Consider the following 20,234-nt stretch of genomic DNA (forward strand, 5'->3'; position numbering starts at 1 on the left):
TGACGAAATCCAGGCGGACTCTATCTCGATACGGCGCCGGCAAGCATCGATCAGCACGCCCTTCCGGCAAGGATCGCGGGCCGCCGGACCGACCTGCCCACACGGCGACATATGCCTGACCTGCAGCCGCTCCTCACGTGCGGCCATTCAATAAAGAAACAGGCGACCGGAGCGTAGATCCCATGAAATCAAGAAAAGCCAAGGCATGAAAAACGCCGGGCAAGCCCGGCGTTTTTTATCGCGGCAGATGACAGGGAGACTCAGCGCTTGCGCTTCTTCAGCTCGCGAATCATCCGCTGGCGTTTGCGCATCTGACCTTCAGTCAGCACGTTCTTCTTGCCGGCATAGGGATTGTCGCTTTCACGGAAGTCGATCCGCACCGGCGTGCCCTGCAGCTTGAAGCGGGCCCTGAAGAAATTCTCCAGATAGCGTCGATAGGACGGCGCGATATGCTTGGTCCGAGTGCCATGCAGCACGATGGTGGGCGGGTTGAGGCCGCCGGGATGCGCAAAGCGCAGCTTGGGGGCATGACCGCGCACCAGTGGCGGCTGATAGCTTTCGTAGGCCTTTTCCAGGGCCCGGGTCAGCTCCGAGGTATTGAGCTCCTTGGTTGCCGCCGCGTGTGCCTGGACCACGGCACGCATCAGCTCGCGCATGCCCGAGCCGTGCAACGCCGAAATAAAGACGATCTTGGCCCAGTCGACAAAGGCAAGCCGGCGCGCCAGGGCCTGCTGGCACTGGTCGCGCTGATAGGCGTCCATGCCATCCCATTTGTTGAGCGCAATGACCAGTGCCCGGCCCTGTTCAACCGTGTGACCGATCAAGGTCAAATCCTGATCGGCCAGGTTTTCACGGGCATCGACCAGCATCACCACCACCTGGGCCGCCTCGATGGACTGCAGGGTCTTGATAACGCTGAACTTCTCGACCGCATCCTCGACCTTGGAACGACGCCGCACGCCAGCCGTGTCGATCAGGGTGAATTGCTTGCCGTCACGCTCCAGGGTGACCTTGATCGGATCGCGGGTGGTACCGGCGACATCCGAGACGATCAGGCGATCCTCGCCCAGCAAACGGTTGACCAGGGTCGACTTGCCCGCATTGGGACGACCGACGATGGCCACCCGGATACCGGGGTCGGCAATCTCCTCCCCGCCGTCATCGGCATAGGCATCGGCCGGCAGCAAGGGAAAGACATCGGCCAGCAGCAGATCGCTGCCGCGGCCATGGGCGGCGGCCAGCGGCACGGTGGCCGCCACGCCGAAGGCCGAAAACTCGGCCATCACGGTGTCCAGATCCAGACCGTCGGTCTTGTTGACACCGACGATGAGCGGCTTGCCGCTGCGTCGCAGCTCGCTGATGATGGTGCGATCCTGCGGCAGCAGACCGTCACGGGCATCGACGACAAAAACCACGACCTGGGATTCTTCGATCGCCAGCCGCACCTGACGGGCCGACAGGCCGTCCAGCCCGTCCTCGGAACCGGACAGGCCGCCGGTATCGATCACCATCAGCGGACGGGCCGCATCAAGCCGACACACGCCGTAGTGACGGTCACGGGTAACGCCAGGAAGATCAGCCACCAGGGCATCCCGACTTCGCGTCAGCACATTGAAAAGAGTCGATTTACCGACGTTGGGGCGCCCAACAAGGGCGATGACGGGAAGCATGACGGTGTGGCTGTTCCTGGTAACGATCAAGGCGTCTTGGGCAGACGATAAGCGGCAATGTGCCCGGCGATGTCCTCGACATAGACCATGTCACCGACGACCAGAGGCTGCGACCGGATCGCCTTCTTGGACAGGCGCTCCCTGGCGGCCAGACTTCCGTCGCTGGTCTTCAACCAGTGCACATAGCCTTGGAAATCTCCGACCACCGTGTAGTCACCCTGCACGGCCGGGGCACTGAGCCAACGATATTTGAGGGCATTGGAACGCCACATGTCGGTGCCGCCGGCCTTGTCGAAGGCCCACACCTCGGAGTCATCGTTGACCGCATAGAGCATGTTGTTGCTGACCACGGGCGTGGTCGCGGAAGAGAAGGCACGGCTCCACAGCGGCCGGCCGGAAGGACCATCCACCGCCGAGAGATTGCCATGGTAGGCACTGGCATAAAGGGTGGTGCCATCCAGCACCACATCGCCGTCGGCGTCATCGAGCCGGTCGATGTCGGTGCGACCTTCGCCGCTGGCCAGCAGCTGCTCCCACAGCTTCTCGCCATTGTCGAGACGCAGCGAAATCAACTTGCCGTCGTCAGTCCCCATGAAGACCACGCCATTGACGGCCAGCAAGGCGCCATTGCCACGCAGGCTCAGGACCGGCACATTGCCGCCGTCGTTGGCCCACTGACGGGCTCCGGTTTCACGATTCAGGCTGTAGACACGACCATCCTCGGTACGCACGACCACCTGATCGCCGACGATGGCCGGCGGAGACAGGACTTCGGCCGCCAGCTCGGCATGCCAGCGCTCGTCACCGGTCTTGGCATCCAGGCCATAGACATGGCCATCGAGGGTTCCGACCACCAGCAGATCGCCGGAAACCACCGGCCCACCGGAGTAATAGGCGTCCGGCCAGCGAGTGGCCTTCCTGCCCAGCCACAGCAGGCGGCTGCGCATGCGCGTCGAGCGCTCCCACAGTGTCTTGCCGCTGACAGCGTCCAGCGCCGCGATATGACCGTCGGTACTGGCTACATACAAACGCCCGTCAGCATAGGCCGGCCTCAGTCGGACACCGGTCAGGCCCGCGCCCTTGCCGATGCGCGCATCCCATACCTGCTTGACCTGCACGCTGGCTTTGAAGTCCTTGGCCAGCGGTGTCGGCGGATGGATGTTTTCCTTCTTGTAGGAATGGCAACCGGCCAAGGCCAATGTCGCCAGCAACATAACAGGCAAAAAACGTTTCATGCACCCTGCTTCCCGGCTGACGCCAGATCATCTAATTTCATCTGAATGACATTGCGCTGAGGCACCTCGGGATCCAGCGCAGCCAGCGAAGCCTGGTAAGCCTTGCGGGCTTCCTCGGTCCGCCCCAGTTTGACCAGGGCATCACCACGGAGTTCCTCGCTGCGGCCAGCCCAGGCCGGCGCATCCACGCCCTTCAATTGCGCCAGCGCCTCGTCAGCTTTGCCTTGCGCCAGCAGCAGCTGGGCAATCCTGAGGCCGATCAATGGCTTGATCGCATCATCTTTGGTATGCGCCCCGGCCCAGCGCAACTGGGTCATGGCCGGATCGTACTGCTTGGCGGAGGCTTGCTCCTGAGCCAGCTGCAAGGCAGCGAACACTGCATAGGCGCTGCCGGCATAGTGCTGGCTCAGCGCGGCACCGTAAACCTGGGCCGCGGCGCCCTGTCCGGCCTGCCTGGCTTCGACCAGCTGCTCATAGACCCGTGAGGCCTGGCTGGCATTGGCCTGTTGATGGCGACGCCACTGCGCCATGCCGATGATGATCACCACCGCGATGACCAGCCCGGCCAGGATGGCCGCCGCATTGCTGCGCAGCCACTGACGAACGCGTTCGCCCTGCTCCAGATCGTCGTAAGCTTCAAACGCCATGAAAAATCCGTACCTTGTCTATGAATTCACGCCCCGGAAGCTTGCTCCCCGATTGGGCGCCCATCACCCGCCGTGCATGCGATGCGGGACAGACTGCGCTGGATGCACAGTAATGGACAAGCATACCCCAAAGGTCCGCCCCCAGGGGCGTCGCCCACTTAAAATCCGGCGGCGTTTGCGGACGCACCCTGCACGGCCACCCGGAACCGGGCCACATTCGCATGCCGATAGGTGTCAAGCGCCACCGGCTGGCCGTCCAGCGTCACCGTGGCTCCACTGGCATTGCCTATCCGGACCAGCAGCCCCTGGTCGCTGCGGAAAGTCCGCTGGCTGTCGGCAGGCAACAAGCCATATTCAAGACGCTTGCCATCGACCGAGGTAACCTCGACCCAACTGGCCTGGGCCAGGCCCAGGGTCAGGGTCAGGCTGTGACTGCCTGCACCGACCTCGGCGGTACCGACGCCCGCGGCCGCGACTGGCGCCGCCGGGGCTGCCGCAGCCCGCTCATCGAGACCCGGCATCATGGAAGCCATCAGTGGCTGAGCGGGGGCCGAAGCCGCCGGGGCCGCGCCGGGAACTCCCGCCACGACCGACGGCGCATTGAGCGGCATCGGAGACCTGGCCGCACCGCCCTCGATTTCGGCCAAGCCGCTTGCACTGGACACCGGCTCACCGGTGGTGGCTGCTGAGCTGGCTACCGGCGCTGCATCGAGCGGGTCCAGATGACTGATATTGTGATCCAGCGCGCCACTGACACCCAGCCAGACCACCGGCACCACGATCACCGCAGTGAACATCACATAGGTAGCGGCGCGCGCATAACGCTCCAGCAGATGCCGGGAGCGGGAAATGCCGCCGGTCGAAACCAGCTGTGGCTGTGCCGTCCGCACTTCCGGCAAGCTCGCGCGAATCGATTCTTCGGACCAGCCCAGCAGCCGACCGTAATTGCTGATGTAGCTGCGCAGATAGATCGCGTAGTCGATGCCCAGGTGCTCATCGGCCTCCAGCTTGCGCAATACGCCCCGCGGCAGATGCAAGGCCTCGGCGCAATGGTCGATGGTCCAGCCCTTGGCCTGGCGCGCTGCGGCCAGGCGCTGCCCGAGCGAGCTGACGGCCGGATCGGACATGACAGGCGAAGGCGCGACGTCCGTGGGCGAGGCGGAATCCGAAGCATTGCAGGGCGGGATGGAATTCATGGCTGAGCGGCAAGGTCAAGGGAGTGAGCCTGCGGAGAGGCGGGATACAACGTCCGCAAACGGGACGCGTAGCCTTTGGCCAGATCCGCATGGCCTAGCTTTAACTCGATCAGGTAACCAAGGTGCAACATGTCCGGGTCGGGTCGACCCAACCCATCCAGACGCTGCAGAAACGCCTCCGCACGCAGCGGATCATTTCCTTTATAAAACAGTTGGGCCAGGTGATACAACGCATAGGCATTCGCCGGGTCGGTCTCCAAGGCATGCCTGAAGTCCGCCTCGGCGGCCTGCGGCGCCCCCAGCTCGGTGTCGCAGATGCCGCGATTGGTCCATGCTACCGCCGGCGTGCGGTAGAACGGATCGGCCAGGGCGGCATACAGATAGGGCAACCCCTCGGCCGGCCGGTTGATCCGGCACAGGAAGGCACCCAGATTGTTGTTCAGATCGCCCTTGCCCGGCTGCATCCGCAGGGCCGCGCGATAATGGGCCTCGGCTTCGGGCATCCGGCCGATACGCTCGTAGACCACGGCAATCACGGTATGCGCCGGCACGTAGTTCGGATCGAAACCCAGAGCGATCTTCAACTTGTCCAGCGCCCCTTCCAGATCGCCCTGGGCCATATAACGCTGACCCAGTTCGGTATGGATCCGCGCGCCATTCTCGGCACTGTCGGAAGCCGTCGGCACCTTCAGGCCGTTGTCACGACTGGTATGGGTGACGCAGCCCCCCAGGCCCGCCAAGGCAAGAAACAGACAGATGATCCGCAGATCAATCCGCATGCGCCAGCTCCTGGCTGCGCAGAAATTCAGCCTGGCGGCGGGTGCGGTCCAGCACCTGCCCCTTGAGCTGACCGCAGGCCGCATCGATGTCATCGCCGCGGGTACGGCGCAACATGGTCAGCACGCCGGCATTCAGCAGCTGGGTCTGGAAATCACGGATGGTCTCGGGCTCGGAACGCTCGTAGCGGGTGCCCGGAAACGGATTGAAGGGAATCAGATTGACCTTGCACTGCGGCAGCTTTCGCATCAGCTTGATCAGCTGACGAGCATGCAAAGGCTGATCATTGATGCCCTTCATCAAGGTGTATTCGAAGGTAATCGATGTGCGCGGTCGTCTCGCCAGCCAGCGCTGGCAGCAGGCGACCAGTTCATCGATCGGATAGCGCTTGTTGAGCGGGACCAGCTCGGTCCGCAGCTCATCATTGGCCGCATGCAGGGAGACTGCCAGCGACACATCCATCGCATCGGACAGCTTGTCGATCATCGGCACCATGCCGGCGGTGGACAAGGTCACGCGCTTGGAGGCCAGCCCGAAACCGAGATCATCGCGCATCAGGCTCATCGCCTTGATGACGTTGTCGAAATTGGCCAACGGCTCACCCATGCCCATCATCACCACATTGGTGATGCGGCGACGCTGATGGGTGTAGTTGCCCAGCTGCTTGGCCGCCACCCAGACCTGCCCGATGATTTCGGCCGTCGAGAGGTTGCGGTTGAAGCCCTGGGTCGCCGTGGAACAGAACTGGCAGTTCAAGGCGCAGCCCACCTGCGAGGACACGCACAGCGTGCCGCGGGTCGGTTCGGGGATGTAGACGGTCTCGATGGCATTGCCACCATCCATGCCCAGCAGCCACTTGTGGGTGCCGTCCACGGCGCCCTTGTCGAACAGAGTGGCCGGGGGTCCGACATAGCAGACCTCCGACAACTTGGCACGCAACGCCTTGCCGACGTCCGTCATCTGTTCGAAATCGGAGACCAGGTGATGGTACATCCACTTCATCACCTGCTCTGCCCGATACGGCTTCTCGCCGAGCTGCGCGAAATAATCGCGCAGACCCTGGCGATCGAAGTCGAGCAGATTGACTTTTTCGACCTGACTCACGTGCTCTACCTCAGCGGGAGTGGATTTCCGTACCCGCGAAGAAGTACGCAATCTCATTCGCGGCGGTTTCGGCGGCATCCGAACCATGCACGGCATTGGCGTCGATGGAATCGGCGAAGTCGGCGCGAATGGTGCCGGCGGCCGCATCCTTCGGGTTGGTGGCGCCCATCAGCTCACGGTTCTTCAGAATCGCGCCCTCGCCTTCCAGCACCTGGATGGCGACCGGACCGGAGATCATGAAGTCAACCAGTGCCTTGAAGAAGGGACGCTCGGCGTGCACGGCATAGAAGCCTTCGGCTTCGGCACGAGACAGCTGGGTCAGCTTGGAAGCGACGATCTTCAGGCCGGCCTGCTCGAAGCGGCTGTAGATCTGGCCGATCACGTTCTTGGCGACAGCGTCGGGTTTGATAATGGAAAGGGTGCGCTCGAGCGCCATAACTAACTCCACGATACAGAAAGGTACAGAAATCCCGCCATGCCCGCCGGCATGACACCACAGCGTGCATGAGGGGGAGATTAAGGGTCGGGAAAGTTTGACAGATTACGCGCAATCCGCAAGCAACAGCGACAATTGAAACAACTGTTTGACTCGTCAACAGGCCGGGCGTAGTCTTAAACGAACGTTTGAAACTTGCCGAGCAGCACCCGATTTCATGGACTCCACGCCCCCTATTCCGACCAAACAGCGCATCCTGGCCGCCGCCGAAGAGCTGTTTGCTCAACACGGCTTCGACGGGGCTTCGCTGCGTCAGGTCACGGCCAGCGCAGGCGTCAACCTGGCCGCCGTCAATTACCATTTCGGCTCGAAAAGCCAGCTGATCGAGGAAATCTTCCGGCACCGCCTGGATGATATCAACGGCCGTCGTCTGCTGGCCCTGCACAAGATCGCCGGCAAGCCCGAGACCGTGCTGGAGGACGTGATCGCCGCCTACGTCAGGCCGGCCGTGGAGCTGTCAGGCGAGGGCGAGGGCTCGGTGTTCATGCGTGTCATGGCCAGGGCCTATGCCGAGCATGACGATACCCTGCGACGCTTCCTGTCCGAAAACTACGGGCATGTGATGCGCCAGTTCGTGGCTGAATTCGGGCGCCTGCTGCCCGAGCTGGGCAAGGAAGACCTGTATTGGCGGATCGACCTGATGACGGGCGCGCTGACCCACGCGATGTCCGGCTTCGGCATGATCCAGCGCAAGAGCGACATTCCGGAACGTCAGCATCGCGAGAAGATCGTCGAGCAGTTGCTGCGTTTCACGGCATCCGGCCTGCGACATCCCTGAGCCCTCGCTGGAAAGGGGCAGGTCAGGCCTTATCATCCCTTCGTATCAGTCGGAGAATGCAATGTCCGCAATACCGTTACGTGTCCGCAAGGCTGCGGTGCTGGGTGCAGGCGTGATGGGGGCGCAGATCGCCGCCCACCTGACCAATGCCGGTGTCGAAACCCTCCTGTTCGACCTGAGCGCCAAGGACGGGCCCAAAAGCGGCATTTCGCAGAAGGCCATCGAGCATCTGAAAAAGCTGTCGCCGGCTCCGCTGGCCCTGCCCGAGTTCGCCGGCCTGATCCGCGCGGCCAATTATGACGAAGATCTGGCCCTGCTTCAGGATGTGGATCTGGTGATCGAGGCCATTGCCGAGCGCATGGACTGGAAGCTGGCGCTGTACGAAAAGATCGCGCCGCATGTCAACGACCATGCCATTCTGGCCAGCAATACCTCCGGCCTGTCGATCACCGAGCAGGCCTCGGCCTTGCCCGCCGCGCTGCAGGCGCGTTTCACCGGCGTGCATTTCTTCAATCCGCCGCGCTATATGTATCTGGTCGAGCTGATTCCGACCCCGCATACCGATCCCAAGGTGCTCGAAGGTCTGGAAGCCTTCCTGACCAGCACGGTCGGCAAAGGCGTGATCTATGCCCGCGACACGCCGAACTTTATCGGCAACCGCGTCGGCGTGTTCTCGATGCTGGCCACCATGCAGCACACCCAGCAATTTCAGCTTGGCTTCGACGTGGTCGACGCGCTGACCGGCCCGGCCATCGGCCGCCCCAAGAGCGCCACCTACCGCACCGCGGACGTGGTCGGCCTGGATACCATGGCCCATGTCATCAAGACCCTGGAGTCGCTCAAGGACGATCCGTGGTACGCCAGCTACCAAGTGCCGGTATGGCTGCAGGCCCTGATCGACAAGGGCGCCCTGGGCCAGAAGACCGGTGCAGGCTTCTACCGCAAGCTGGGCAAGGACATCCAGGTGATCGACCTGGCCAGCCAGGACTACCGTCCGTCCGGCCAGGGCGCTTCCGACGAAGTCGCCGCCATTCTGGCGATACGGGACCCGGCCGAGAAGTTCGCCAAGCTGCACGCCTCCAGCGATCCGCAGGCCCGGTTCCTGTGGGCCACCTTCCGGGATCTGTTCCATTACTGCGCCTGGCATCTGGGCGATATCGCCGATACCGCGCGGGATGTGGATCTGGCGATCCGCTGGGGCTACGGCTGGAAACAAGGTCCGTTCGAAATCTGGCAGGCCGCCGGCTGGAAGCAGATCGCGACCTGGATCGAAGCCGATATCGCCGCCGGCAAGACCCTGGCCAGCGTACCTCTGCCGACCTGGGTCAGCGATGGCCGCGACGGCGTCTACACCGGCCAGGGCGCCTGGAGTGCCGCCGATCAGGCCTACAAGCCGCGCTCGACCCATCCGGTCTATGCGCGCCAGCTGTTCCCCGATCCGGTCCTCGGTGAAACGGCGGATCGCGGCCAGACCGTCTGGGAAAATGACGGCGTGCGGTTGTGGACCCTGGGCGACGACGGCATCGGCATCCTGTCGTTCAAGACCAAGATGAACACCTTCAACGACCATGTCCTGAACGGCATCCAGCAGGCCATCGATGTAGCCGAGCAGCAGCTCAAGGCCATGGTGATCTGGCAGACCGGCGAACCCTTCTCGGCCGGCGCCGATCTCAAGGGTGCCCTGGGACTGCTGAAGGCCGACAATTTCGAAGCCTTTGAATCGCTGGTGGCCAACTTCCAGCGCACCACGATGCGGGTCAAGCATGCGCTGATCCCGGTGGTTTCGGCCGTACGCGGCCTGGCCCTGGGTGGTGGCTGCGAACTGCAGATGCACTCGGCCCGCACCGTGGCCGCCCTGGAAAGCTATATCGGCCTGGTCGAGGCCGGCGTCGGCCTGCTGCCGGCCGGATCCGGCCTGAAGGAGTTCGCCCTGCGGGCGGCCCGCCAGTTCCCGGAAGATCCCTTCGAAGGCCTCAAGCGGGTCTTCGAGACCGTGGCCATGGCCAAGGTCTCGGCCAGCGCTTTCGAGGCAAAACAACTGGGCCTGCTGCGTGACAGCGACATCATCGTGCTCAACAGCTTCGAGCTGTTGCATGTGGCCAAACAGACCGCCGGCGCCCTGGCCGAGAGCGGCTGGCGTCCGCCCCTGCCCGCCCATGCCATTCCGGTCGCCGGCGCCACGGGCTGGGCCAATTTCAAGGCCCAGCTGGTGAACATGCAGGCCGGCTATTTCGTTTCGGAACATGACGCCGAGATCGCCGGACGGATTGCCGACGTGCTGTGCGGCGGCCCCATCGAAAAAGGCTCGCTGGTCGATGAAGCCTGGCTTCTGGCACTGGAGCGCAAGCACTTCGTGGCGCTTGGCCGCACCGAAAAGACCCAGGCCCGCATCGCCCACACCCTGACCACCGGCAAGCCGCTGCGGAACTGATGGCGTCCCGTGCGCGCCGCCCAGGTCGCGGCGCGCCGGACCCTCTTCGTCAAACGACAAAGGATTTGGATCATGAGCAAGCAAGTCCAGGACGCCTATATCGTCGCCGCCACCCGGACTCCGGTCGGCAAGGCACCGCGTGGCGTGTTTCGTCATACCCGGCCAGATGATCTTCTGGCCCACGTCATCCGCCAGGTCATCGCCCAGGCGCCCGGCATCGATCCGGCCCTGATCGGTGATGCCATCATCGGCTGCGCCATGCCCGAGGCCGAGCAAGGCATGAACATCGCCCGCATCGGCGTGCTGCTGGCCGGCCTGCCCGATGCCGTGCCCGGCGTCACCGTCAATCGCTTCTGTTCTTCCGGGCTGCAGGCCGTGGCGATGGCGGCGGACCGGATCCGTCTGGGCGAGGCCGATCTGATGCTGGCCGGCGGCACCGAGAGCATGAGTGCGGTACCGATGATGGGCAACAAGGTGGCGATGAACCCGTCCATCTTCAGCAACGAACATGTCGGCATCGCCTACGGCATGGGCATCACCGCCGAAAACGTCGCCAAACATTGGAAAATCAGTCGCGAAGCCCAGGACCGGTTCGCGGCCGCCAGCCACGACAAGGCCCTCGCCGCCATCGCTGCCGGCGAGTTCAAGGACGAAATCAGCCCCTATGCCTTGAACAACCATTTCCCCGATCTGGCCAGCGGCCGGATCATCGAGGACAGTCGTCTGGTCGACACCGATGAAGGCCCGCGTGCCGGCAGCTCGGCCGAGGTGCTGGGCAAGCTGCGCACTGTATTCCGCAACGGCCAGTTCGGCGGCTCGGTCACCGCCGGCAACTCCTCGCAGACCTCGGATGGCGCGGCCGCGATCCTGCTGGCCAGCGAAAGCGCGATCAAGCGTTACAACCTGCAGCCACTGGCCCGCTTCGTCGGCTATGCCGTGGCCGGTGTGCCGCCGGAAGTCATGGGCATCGGCCCCAAGGAGGCGATTCCCCGCGTGCTGAAACAGGTCGATCTGAGCCAGGATCAGCTGGACTGGATCGAGCTGAACGAGGCCTTTGCGGCCCAGTCACTGGCGGTCATCCAGGATCTGGGCCTGGATCCGGGCAAGGTCAACCCGCTGGGCGGCGCCATCGCACTCGGCCACCCGCTGGGCGCGACCGGCGCCATCCGCACGGCCACGCTCGTGCACGGCCTGCGTCGACGCAGGCAGAAGTACGGCATGGTGACCATGTGCATCGGCACAGGCATGGGTGCCGCCGGGGTTTTCGAAGCGCTCTGAAGTGCCACGGCCGGAGCGCAACGCGCTCCGGCCGTGATCTTCCAGCTGCCGCCCCCGACTTCAGCGCGGGCCGAGCTCGCCCAGCAGCTGCTCGATCCGGCCGTCCTTTTCAGTCCACAGCGCATTCATCCAGGCCTGGAAACGCTCGCGGTAGGCCTGATCTCCCTGATAGTCACCCACCATATCCTGTGGCAAGGGGTGCTCGCGGATGTCGACGCATACCGTGCCGACCCGCCCGGCAATCATGTCGTGCATGCCGCCAACCCCGTCGGGATAAACGATGGTGATGTCCAGAATGCTGTGCAATACATCGCCCATGGCACTCAGCACGAAGGCGGTACCGCCAGCCTTGGGGCGCAGCAGATGGCGATAAGGCGACTGCTGCTGGTCATGCTTGGCTTGGGTAAAGCGGGTACCTTCGGCGAAATTCATGATCGCGGAAGGAATCCTGCGAAAACGCTCGCAAGCCTTGCGGGTAATCTCCATGTCACGCCCCTTAAGCTCCGGCCGCCTGGCCAGCACCGCCGGCGAATAACGCCGCATGAACGGAAAATCCAGCGCCCACCAGGCCTGGCCCAGCAAGGGGACCCATATCAGCTGCTGCTTCAGAAAGAAGCGCATAAAAGGTATTTTCCGATTCAGGGCATACTGCAGCGCGGGAATGTCGACCCAGCTCTGGTGATTGCAAAGCAACAGATAGTTCCGGTCCGGCCGCAAATCCTGCGGCAGCCGAATCCGCCAGTCGATGCGGGTGAAGATCCCGAACATCACATTGTTGACATGCAGCCAGCTCTCGGCGATCGCCGCCAGCCCTCTCGAACACAGATCACGCCAGGACTGCAAGGGCACTACGATCTTGGCCAGGGTCAGGACCGCCATCAGCAGAATATGCACGACGGTGTTGAACGCGATCAGCAAATAGACCAGGGGAATTCGCAGCCAAGCAGGCAACTGGGCGAACATGAAGCTTCCGTCATGACCAGGGCGCTCAAGGATACACCAGCTGCCTCTTGCCAGGGCTGTCGGCAGACGCGCGCCGGGTCACGGCCCGGATCAGCGCCCGGCAAGAGGCATGATCCGGGCTCGCTCGGCCATCAGAGCAGCAGCTTGCGCACCTTCTGCAGAGCCGCCACGAAGATATCCACTTCTTCGGGCGTATTGTAGAAGGCCAGCGAGGCGCGCAGCGTGGCCGGCACGCCGTAATAGGCCATCAGCGGATGCGCGCAGTGATGGCCCGAACGCACCGCAATGCCTTCCAGGTCCAGCAAGGTAGCCAGATCGGTCGCCTGTGCGCCTTCGACAAGGAAGGAAAGCACCGGCTCCTTGTCCGCGGCCTCGCCGAACAGGCGCAGACCGGGCACTTCGCGCAGGCGCTCCGTGGCATAGGCCAGCAGCTCGGACTCCCACAAGCGAATGGCATCGAAGCCCAGACGTTCGTAATAGTCAATGGCGGCCGTCACGCCGGCAAACCCGGCGATATTGGGCGTGCCAGCCTCGAAGCGATGCGGCGGATCGGCAAAGGTCGTACCCTCGAAGCTGACTTCACGGATCATCTCGCCACCACCGAAGAATGGCGGCATCGCCTGCAGATGCTCTTTGCGGGCCCACAGCAGGCCTGTACCGGTCGGCGCCAGCATCTTGTGACCGGTAACCGCGTAGAAATCGCAGCCCAGCGACTGCACATCCACTGGCCGGTGCGGCACCGCCTGGGAGCCGTCGACCAGCAGCGGAATCCCCCGACGGCGGCATTCACGGGCCAGCTCGCGCACCGGATTGACCGTACCCAGCACATTGGAGACATGTCCCACCGCCGCCAGCTTGACCTCTGGACCCAGCAGGGCAATGAAAGCCTCGACATCGAGCTCGCCGGCCGCATTGATCGGCGCCGCCTTGACGGTGGCGCCGCTGCGCTGGGCGACAATCTGCCAGGGCACGATATTGGCGTGATGTTCCATCACGGTGGTGACAATGACATCGCCAGGCCTGAGGCGCGGCAGCAGGAAACTGTAAGCCACCAGATTGATCGACTGGGTGGTCCCCGAGGTCAGCACCAGCTCCTGACTGGAGGAGGCATTGATAAAGCGCGCCAATCGATCGCGCGCACCCTCATAGGCGGCAGTGGCTTCCTCGCCCAGCTCGTGCACGGCACGGGCCACATTGGCATTGTGCAAACGGTAATGCTCGTCAACGGCCTCGATCACCGAAGCCGGCTTCTGACTGGTGTTGGCATTGTCGAAATATACCAGTGGCTTGCCGTGGACTTCACGCTGCAGCAAGGGGAAGTCGGCACGGACCCGATCAATATCGAAACGATCGGCGGCTATCTTGAATCGTGCGTTCATGGGCAGTCTCTACCTCGAATGACCTTGGACAGGCGGACAGGATCAGTCCGCCTCCTGGGGCAGCTGGGCCAGCAGCAAGCCGGACACATGCTGATGAAGCGCCGGATCCGGCACCTGGTCCAGCACTTCCTGGCAGAATGCCGCCATCAGCAGACGACGGGCCTGCTCCAGTGAAATGCCTCGCGAGCGCAGGTAGAACAGAGCCCGTTCGTCCAGCTGGCCGACCGTGGCACCATGCGCCGCCTTGACCTCGTCCGCGTAGATTTCCAGTTCGGGCTTGCTGTCGATCTCGGCTTGAGCTGACAGCAGCAGATTCTTGTTGGCCAGCGAGGCATCGGTTCCGTCCGCCCCTTCGGCCACCACGATGGCGCCACGGAAGACTACCCTCGAGCGCTCGTCGGCGACACCGCGCCAGATCGCATCGGAACGACTGCCCTTCGCCGCATGACGGATCTGCAGCTGGGTATCGATATGCTGGCGGCCACGTGCCACGACAACGCCTCGCGAATCGAACGAAGCCTCGTCACCCGCCACCTCGGCCTGCAGCTCGTGACGAACCAGGCCGCCGCCCAGTTCCAGACCGTACCAGGCGGCATGGGCGTGGGAGGCCAGCTGAAAGCGGGTATGCCGGAACAGCGGCGCCGATACGGCGGCCTGTTGCAGCACCACCAGCTGAAGCTGCCCTCGGGCAGCCACTTGATGCAGGCTGCTGACAGTCGCCAGATGCTGCTGGGCGCCGGCACTGAGATGCTGTTCGACCAGCTGCAACTGGGCCCCCTCTTCCACCTGGACCAGATGGCGCAAATGCCAGGCCTGATCTTCGGAAGCAGGGGTTGCAATATGGACCAGCCGCACCGGCGACTCGATCACAGCCCCGGCGGCAACACGCAGGCGCACGCCCTCGCGTGCCGCCCCCGCATTCAGTCGGCGCATGATATCGGCGGCTGCCAGTGACTCGCCTTCCCACAGCGCCTTCAGCTCATCGCCACGCCCCTCGGCCAGCACGGCGGATACGGGCTCCAGCGTCAGTCCTTCGGGCAGGCCGTCCAGCATCGACAGATCGGCCCGAAACACGCCGTTGACAAAGACCAGGCTCGGCCCTTCCAGCCCGGGAATCTGCCACAGCGCGGCGTCCATCGGACGGCTGGCGGCCTCGGCATCATGGCTGGCAAAACGGCGCTGGGCCAGCGCGCGCAAGGAGGTATATTTCCAGGCCTCGCTACGCGGACCCGGCATGCCGTCCTCGATCAAGGACTGGCGATACTGCTGCCGCAAAGCGATCAGCCAGGCCGGCTCCGCCGCCAGCGGGAGGTCGGCGCCGGCCAGCTGCGAGGCAAGCAGTGGCGCGGACTGTGCCTGACTCATGCCTTTGCCTCCGCACCCACCTTGGCGGCCAGCTCGGGATGGCGTTCGGCGATCCATGCATAGCCGTGCTCTTCAAGCTTCAAGGCCAGACTCTTGTCGCCGCTTTCCACGATGCGGCCATCGGCCAGCACATGCACGAAATCGGGAACGATGTAATCCAGCAGGCGCTGGTAATGGGTGACCATCAGGAACGAGCGGGCGGGGTCGCGCAAGGCGTTCACACCACCGGCCACCTGCTTGAGCGCATCGATGTCCAGACCCGAATCGGTCTCGTCCAGGATCGCCAGCTTCGGCTCCAGCACGGCCATCTGGAAGATCTCGTTGCGCTTCTTCTCGCCACCGGAAAAGCCTTCGTTGACGGCGCGGTGCAGCAGTTCGTCCGAAATCTGCATGATTTTCAGCTTTTCGCGCACCAGCTTCAGAAAGCGCATCGAATCCAGCTCGTCCTCGCCACGATACTTGCGCTGGGCATTGAGCGCTGCGCGCAGGAAATAGGTGTTGTTGACGCCGGGAATCTCGACCGGGTACTGCAAGGCCAGAAAAACGCCCTCGGCGGCACGCGCTTCCGGATCCAGCGCCAGCAGATCCTTGCCCTCGAAGATCACCGAGCCAGCCGTCACCTCGTAACCATCCCGCCCCGACAACACATTGCCCAGGGTGGACTTGCCGGCACCGTTGGGCCCCATGATCGCGTGAACCTCACCGGGATTCACAGTGAGGTTCAGACCCTTGAGGATCTCCTTGCCTTCGACGCGGGCATGCAGGTTTTCGATTTTCAGCATTGTCATAATTCAACCAGTTCGATCTGACGGCGCCGGCGGCACCGGACCAGGGAGGGAGAGGCCCGCCGAACCGGTCACGGAACGGCGAAGGCCTGTTGCAGAGCTTGGCAGCAGAGGGTGCGCCGGCCACCGGATCGCGCCGGCGGTCGGCGCGTGCTCCGGTCGGATCGGGATCAGCCCACCGCACCTTCCAGCGAGACTTCCAGCAGCTTCTTGGCCTCGACCGCGAATTCCATCGGCAGCTCCTTGAAGACCTGCTTGCAGAAACCGTCGACGATCATCGATACCGCATCTTCCTCGCTGATGCCGCGCGAGCGGCAGTAGAACAGCTGGTCATCGGAGATCTTGGAGGTCGTGGCTTCATGCTCCACCGTCGCGCCCGGATGCTTCACCTCGATATAGGGGAAGGTATGGGCGCCGCAACGCTTGCCGATCAGCAGCGAGTCGCACTGGGTGTAGTTGCGGGCACCGTCGGCGCCCTTCTCCACCTTGACCAGACCGCGATAGCTGTTCTGGCTGCGACCGGCACTGATGCCCTTGGCAATGATCTTGGAGCGCGTGCCCTTGCCGATATGGATCATCTTGGTGCCGGTATCGGCCTGCTGGTAGTGATGGGTCAAGGCCACCGAATGGAATTCACCCACCGAGCGGTCGCCCTTCAGCACGCAGCTGGGATACTTCCAGGTGACGGCCGAACCCGTCTCCACCTGGGTCCAGCTGATCTTGGAGTCGGCGCCGCGGCATTCACCACGCTTGGTCACGAAATTGTAGATGCCGCCGACGCCGTTCTCGTCACCGGGATACCAGTTCTGCACCGTGGAATACTTGATGTTGGCACGCTCCAGCGCCACCAGCTCGACCACCGCCGCATGCAGCTGGTTCTCGTCGCGCATCGGCGCGGTGCAGCCTTCCAGATAGGAAACGCTGGCATCATCCTCGCAGATGATGAGCGTGCGCTCGAACTGACCGGTATTGACCGCATTGATGCGGAAATACGTCGACAGCTCCATCGGGCAACGCACGCCCTTGGGCACGAACACGAAGCTGCCATCGGAAAACACCGCGGCATTGAGAGCGGCGAAATAATTGTCGCCGACCGGCACCACACTGCCCAGATATTCGCGGACCAGCTCGGGGTGCTCGCGCATCGCCTCGCTGATCGAGCAGAAGATCACGCCGGCCTCGGCCAGCTCCTTGCGGAAGGTGGTCCCGACAGAGACCGAATCGAATACGGCGTCCACCGCCACCCCGGCCAGACGGGCCCGCTCGTGCAGGGGAACACCCAGCTTCTCGTAGGTTTCAAGCAGCTTGGGATCGACCTCGTCCAACGACTTGGGACCTTCCTTGGGCGCCGAGTAATAACTGATGGCCTGATAATCGATGGGCTCGATCTTCAGCTTGGCCCAGTCCGGCACCGGCATGGTCAACCAGTGCCGATACGCGGCCAGCCGCCATTCGGTCATCCAGTCCGGCTCCTGCTTGAGTGCCGACAGACGACGGATGATATCTTCGGACAGCCCCGGGGGCAGACTCTCGCTTTCGATGTCGGTAACGAAACCGGCCGCATAGCGTCGGCCCAATGCTTCGACGACCTCGGCATTTTCCGGCAATACCGCCAGGTTTTCGCTGCTATCAGTGATCATGGGATGGATACTTCCTCACCGGCCCGATGCCAGGGCCTGTCGTTCTGGATTGACGTCGAATTCGCCCCGCGAAGGCGGAAGCGGCGCCGCCGCGGTGGGCGGGCGCAACATGTCTGAAAGACGGATCGAGCGCAGCGCGCCGGCCAGCACATCGCTGACCTGACGCCAACTGCCGCGTACGCCGCAACTGGATTCAAGATCGCAGCGGCGGTCGGCCAGACTGCAGTCGGTCACCCCGATCGGGCCTTCCATCGCCACCACGATCTCGGCCAGCGAAATCTGCTGGGCCGGCCGCGCCAGGCGGTAACCACCGTTGACGCCGCGAAATGACTCCACCAGCCCGGCCTGGCTCAGCACCTTCAGCAGCTTGCTGACGGTGGGCAGTTCCAGATGGGCGATGTCGGCCAGCTGGACCGCACGCAGCACTTCCCTGGGACGCTCTGCCATGCAGGTCATCACCAGGGTGGCGTAATCGGTCAGTCGGCTGACTTTCAGCATGGAGACAAGGCCGTGCGGCTAAACTGGACTAAAATGGTACTGATTTGAGCTCGCCAACGCAACCGCCCCGCCGCAGCCCGCTTGCCCGGGGACACACGTGGTGCGCTCCACCTGCCGCAGGCACACAGAGGGGCGTTGCCGGCAACCAGTGCAACGGGCTCAGCCCTTGCACCATGCCGGGGCGAGCGCAGCCGATGGTGCGCCCTGCCTGCCGGCAGCCCCTGCCATTGACGTGCCTCGCCGCGACTGGCACAACATGTGCTTTGTCGTACTCAAGCATCAGCTGAACCAGGGGAACAACGCAATGAAGTGGATCACCGCGATCATCAAGCCTTTCACACTCGACGATGTGCGCGAGGCCTTGGGCGAAGCCGGCATCAACGGCATGACGGTGACCGAAGTCAAAGGCTTCGGACGGCAGCACGGCCATACCGAGCTGTATCGGGGTGCGGAATATGTGGTCGACTTCCTGCCCAAGCTGAAGATCGAAATCGCCGCTACCGACGAGCAGGCCGAGCGCGCCATCGAGGCGATCAGCACGGCGGCGCGTACCGGCAAGGTCGGCGACGGCAAGATTTTCGTGATCGATCTGGAACAGGCGATCCGGATCCGGACCCAGGAGATCGACGCCGATGCGCTGTAAATCCGCACTGATCCCGCTTCTCGCTGGCCTCGGCGCCAGTGGCCCGCTGCTGGCCCAGTCCACGCCGGCCGCAGCGCTTGACCATGGCGATACCGCATGGATGCTGACCTCGTCCATGCTGGTTCTGTTGATGACCATTCCGGGCCTGGCCCTGTTCTACGGCGGAATGGTCCGCGCCAAGAATCTGCTGTCGGTACTGATGCAGTGCTTTTCGATTGTGGCGCTGGTCAGCGTGCTGTGGGTGCTCTATGGCTATTCGGTAGCATTCAGCACCGTCGGCATGACCACCGAACATGTCAATCTGCATGCCATCGTGGGCGGTCTGGACCGGGTCTTTCTGGCCGGACTGACCCCGGACAGTCTGTACAACACGATTCCCGAAAGCGTGTTCGTGATGTTCCAGATGACGTTCGCGATCATCACCCCGGCGCTGATCATCGGCGCCTTCGCCGAGCGCATGAAGTTCAGCGCCCTGCTGTGGTTCACCGCCTTGTGGGTCACCGTTGTCTACCTGCCGATGGCGCACATGGTCTGGAGCGGACCGGGCTCGCTGCTGGGCGATATGGGCGTGATCGATTTCGCCGGCGGCACCGTGGTGCACATCAATGCAGGCATCGCCGGTCTGGTGGCCTGCCTGATGATCGGCAAACGCCGAGGTTATCCGACCACGGCCATGCCTCCCCACAATCTGGGCTATACCGTGATCGGTGCCAGCATGCTGTGGCTGGGCTGGTTCGGCTTCAATGCCGGTTCGGCCGCCGCCGCCAACGGCAGTGCAGGCATGGCCATGCTGGTCACCCAGGTCGCCACTGCGGCGGCAGCCATCGGCTGGACGGCGGCGGAATGGATGGTACACAAGCGTGCCAGCGTGCTGGGCATCGTGTCGGGCGCCGTGGCCGGACTGGTTGCGGTGACGCCGGCGGCCGGAACGGCAGGCCCAGGCGGCGCCCTGGTGCTGGGACTGGTCACCGGCGTGATCTGCTATTTCACCGCGACCCGCCTGAAGTACAAATTGGGCTATGACGACACCCTGGATGTGTTCGGCGTCCACGCCGTGGCCGGCATCGTCGGAGCCTTGCTGACCGGCCCGCTGGCGGCGCCGGCACTGGGCGGCTTCGGCACCGTTGCCGACCTGGGCGGCCAGCTGTGGATCCAGGCCAAGGGCGTCGGCTTTACCGTGCTATGGTCCGGCGTGCTGACCTGGCTCATCCTGTTACTGCTGGACAAGACCCTCGGCCTGCGCGTCAGCACCGAGCAGGAGCAGATCGGACTGGACCTGGCCGAGCACGAAGAGCGCGCCTACAACCTGTAAGCGCCCGATCCGGGTGACGCCATGCACGGCATGGCGT

Annotated in this window: 18 protein-coding genes; 5 read left to right on the forward strand and 13 right to left on the reverse strand. The window is 63.6% G+C overall.

The window, feature by feature from the left end:
• Window positions 1-260 precede the first annotated feature (260 nt).
• The 7 genes from der to ndk all read right to left on the reverse strand — a co-directional run bounded on the left by der (window position 261) and on the right by ndk (window position 7,065).
• The gene (der, locus tag FRAAU_RS09945) at window positions 261-1,670 is read right to left on the reverse strand and encodes a ribosome biogenesis GTPase Der (protein WP_014403399.1); all 1,410 of its coding nucleotides are present in this window, start codon (window positions 1,668-1,670) and stop codon (window positions 261-263) included.
• Between the two features lie 26 nt (window positions 1,671-1,696).
• Window positions 1,697-2,905: an outer membrane protein assembly factor BamB gene (gene bamB, locus FRAAU_RS09950; RefSeq protein WP_014403400.1), complete on the reverse strand. Its 1,209-nt coding sequence runs from the start codon at window positions 2,903-2,905 to the stop codon at window positions 1,697-1,699.
• The gene (locus FRAAU_RS09955; protein ID WP_014403401.1) at window positions 2,902-3,552 is read right to left on the reverse strand and encodes a YfgM family protein; all 651 of its coding nucleotides are present in this window, start codon (window positions 3,550-3,552) and stop codon (window positions 2,902-2,904) included. The genes bamB and FRAAU_RS09955 overlap by 4 nt, the downstream gene beginning before the upstream one ends.
• Window positions 3,553-3,710: 158 nt before the next feature.
• Window positions 3,711-4,679, reverse strand: a complete 969-nt coding sequence (locus FRAAU_RS09960) for a helix-turn-helix domain-containing protein (RefSeq protein ID WP_083841232.1) — start codon at window positions 4,677-4,679, stop codon at window positions 3,711-3,713.
• 65 nt (window positions 4,680-4,744) lie between these two features.
• Window positions 4,745-5,527 carry a type IV pilus biogenesis/stability protein PilW gene (gene pilW, locus FRAAU_RS09965; RefSeq protein ID WP_014403403.1) on the reverse strand — a complete coding sequence of 261 codons (783 nt, stop codon included), beginning with the start codon at window positions 5,525-5,527 and terminating at the stop codon, window positions 4,745-4,747.
• Entirely contained in the window at window positions 5,517-6,629 is a 1,113-nt protein-coding gene (gene rlmN / locus FRAAU_RS09970) for a dual-specificity RNA methyltransferase RlmN (RefSeq protein WP_014403404.1), read from the reverse strand. Before rlmN ends, pilW begins: the two co-directional genes overlap by 11 nt.
• A gap of 10 nt (window positions 6,630-6,639) precedes the next feature.
• Complete coding sequence (gene ndk, locus FRAAU_RS09975) at window positions 6,640-7,065, reverse strand: nucleoside-diphosphate kinase (RefSeq protein WP_014403405.1); 426 nt, start codon at window positions 7,063-7,065, stop codon at window positions 6,640-6,642.
• 217 nt (window positions 7,066-7,282) lie between these two features.
• Here ndk and FRAAU_RS09980 point away from each other — a divergent pair, with 217 nt between their 5' ends.
• The 3 genes from FRAAU_RS09980 to FRAAU_RS09990 all read left to right on the forward strand — a co-directional run bounded on the left by FRAAU_RS09980 (window position 7,283) and on the right by FRAAU_RS09990 (window position 11,612).
• Window positions 7,283-7,903 (forward strand): TetR/AcrR family transcriptional regulator, encoded by a 621-nt coding sequence (locus tag FRAAU_RS09980; RefSeq protein ID WP_014403406.1) that lies wholly within the window; start codon window positions 7,283-7,285, stop codon window positions 7,901-7,903.
• A gap of 61 nt (window positions 7,904-7,964) precedes the next feature.
• Window positions 7,965-10,334, forward strand: a complete 2,370-nt coding sequence (locus tag FRAAU_RS09985; RefSeq protein WP_014403407.1) for a 3-hydroxyacyl-CoA dehydrogenase/enoyl-CoA hydratase family protein — start codon at window positions 7,965-7,967, stop codon at window positions 10,332-10,334.
• A 72-nt stretch (window positions 10,335-10,406) separates the two neighbouring features.
• A complete protein-coding gene (locus tag FRAAU_RS09990; RefSeq protein WP_014403408.1) occupies window positions 10,407-11,612 on the forward strand; it encodes an acetyl-CoA C-acyltransferase in 1,206 nt (401 codons plus the stop codon).
• Between the two features lie 60 nt (window positions 11,613-11,672).
• Here the strand turns inward: FRAAU_RS09990 and FRAAU_RS09995 are convergent, their stop codons facing one another.
• From FRAAU_RS09995 to FRAAU_RS10020, 6 genes are all read right to left on the reverse strand, one after another.
• On the reverse strand, window positions 11,673-12,575 hold the full coding sequence (locus tag FRAAU_RS09995) for a 1-acylglycerol-3-phosphate O-acyltransferase, YihG family (protein WP_014403409.1): 903 nt from the start codon (window positions 12,573-12,575) through the stop codon (window positions 11,673-11,675).
• Window positions 12,576-12,706: 131 nt separating this feature from the next.
• Window positions 12,707-13,954, reverse strand: a complete 1,248-nt coding sequence (locus FRAAU_RS10000; protein ID WP_014403410.1) for a cysteine desulfurase — start codon at window positions 13,952-13,954, stop codon at window positions 12,707-12,709.
• A gap of 42 nt (window positions 13,955-13,996) precedes the next feature.
• Window positions 13,997-15,319, reverse strand: coding sequence for a Fe-S cluster assembly protein SufD (gene sufD / locus FRAAU_RS10005; protein ID WP_014403411.1), 1,323 nt, complete (start codon window positions 15,317-15,319; stop codon window positions 13,997-13,999).
• Window positions 15,316-16,101, reverse strand: coding sequence for a Fe-S cluster assembly ATPase SufC (gene sufC / locus FRAAU_RS10010; RefSeq protein WP_014403412.1), 786 nt, complete (start codon window positions 16,099-16,101; stop codon window positions 15,316-15,318). The genes sufD and sufC overlap by 4 nt, the downstream gene beginning before the upstream one ends.
• 173 nt (window positions 16,102-16,274) lie before the next feature.
• Window positions 16,275-17,744, reverse strand: a complete 1,470-nt coding sequence (gene sufB, locus FRAAU_RS10015) for a Fe-S cluster assembly protein SufB (protein ID WP_014403413.1) — start codon at window positions 17,742-17,744, stop codon at window positions 16,275-16,277.
• 15 nt (window positions 17,745-17,759) lie between these two features.
• Window positions 17,760-18,242, reverse strand: a complete 483-nt coding sequence (locus FRAAU_RS10020) for an SUF system Fe-S cluster assembly regulator (protein WP_014403414.1) — start codon at window positions 18,240-18,242, stop codon at window positions 17,760-17,762.
• A 304-nt stretch (window positions 18,243-18,546) separates the two neighbouring features.
• On the opposite strand from FRAAU_RS10020, the gene FRAAU_RS10025 reads away from it, so the two are divergent.
• Window positions 18,547-18,885, forward strand: coding sequence for a P-II family nitrogen regulator (locus FRAAU_RS10025; RefSeq protein WP_041271031.1), 339 nt, complete (start codon window positions 18,547-18,549; stop codon window positions 18,883-18,885).
• Entirely contained in the window at window positions 18,875-20,197 is a 1,323-nt protein-coding gene (locus FRAAU_RS10030; RefSeq protein ID WP_014403416.1) for an ammonium transporter, read from the forward strand. Before FRAAU_RS10025 ends, FRAAU_RS10030 begins: the two co-directional genes overlap by 11 nt.
• Window positions 20,198-20,234 lie beyond the last annotated feature (37 nt).

Origin of the sequence: Frateuria aurantia DSM 6220 (assembly GCF_000242255.2) — a bacterium.
Taxonomy (GTDB): domain Bacteria; phylum Pseudomonadota; class Gammaproteobacteria; order Xanthomonadales; family Rhodanobacteraceae; genus Frateuria; species Frateuria aurantia.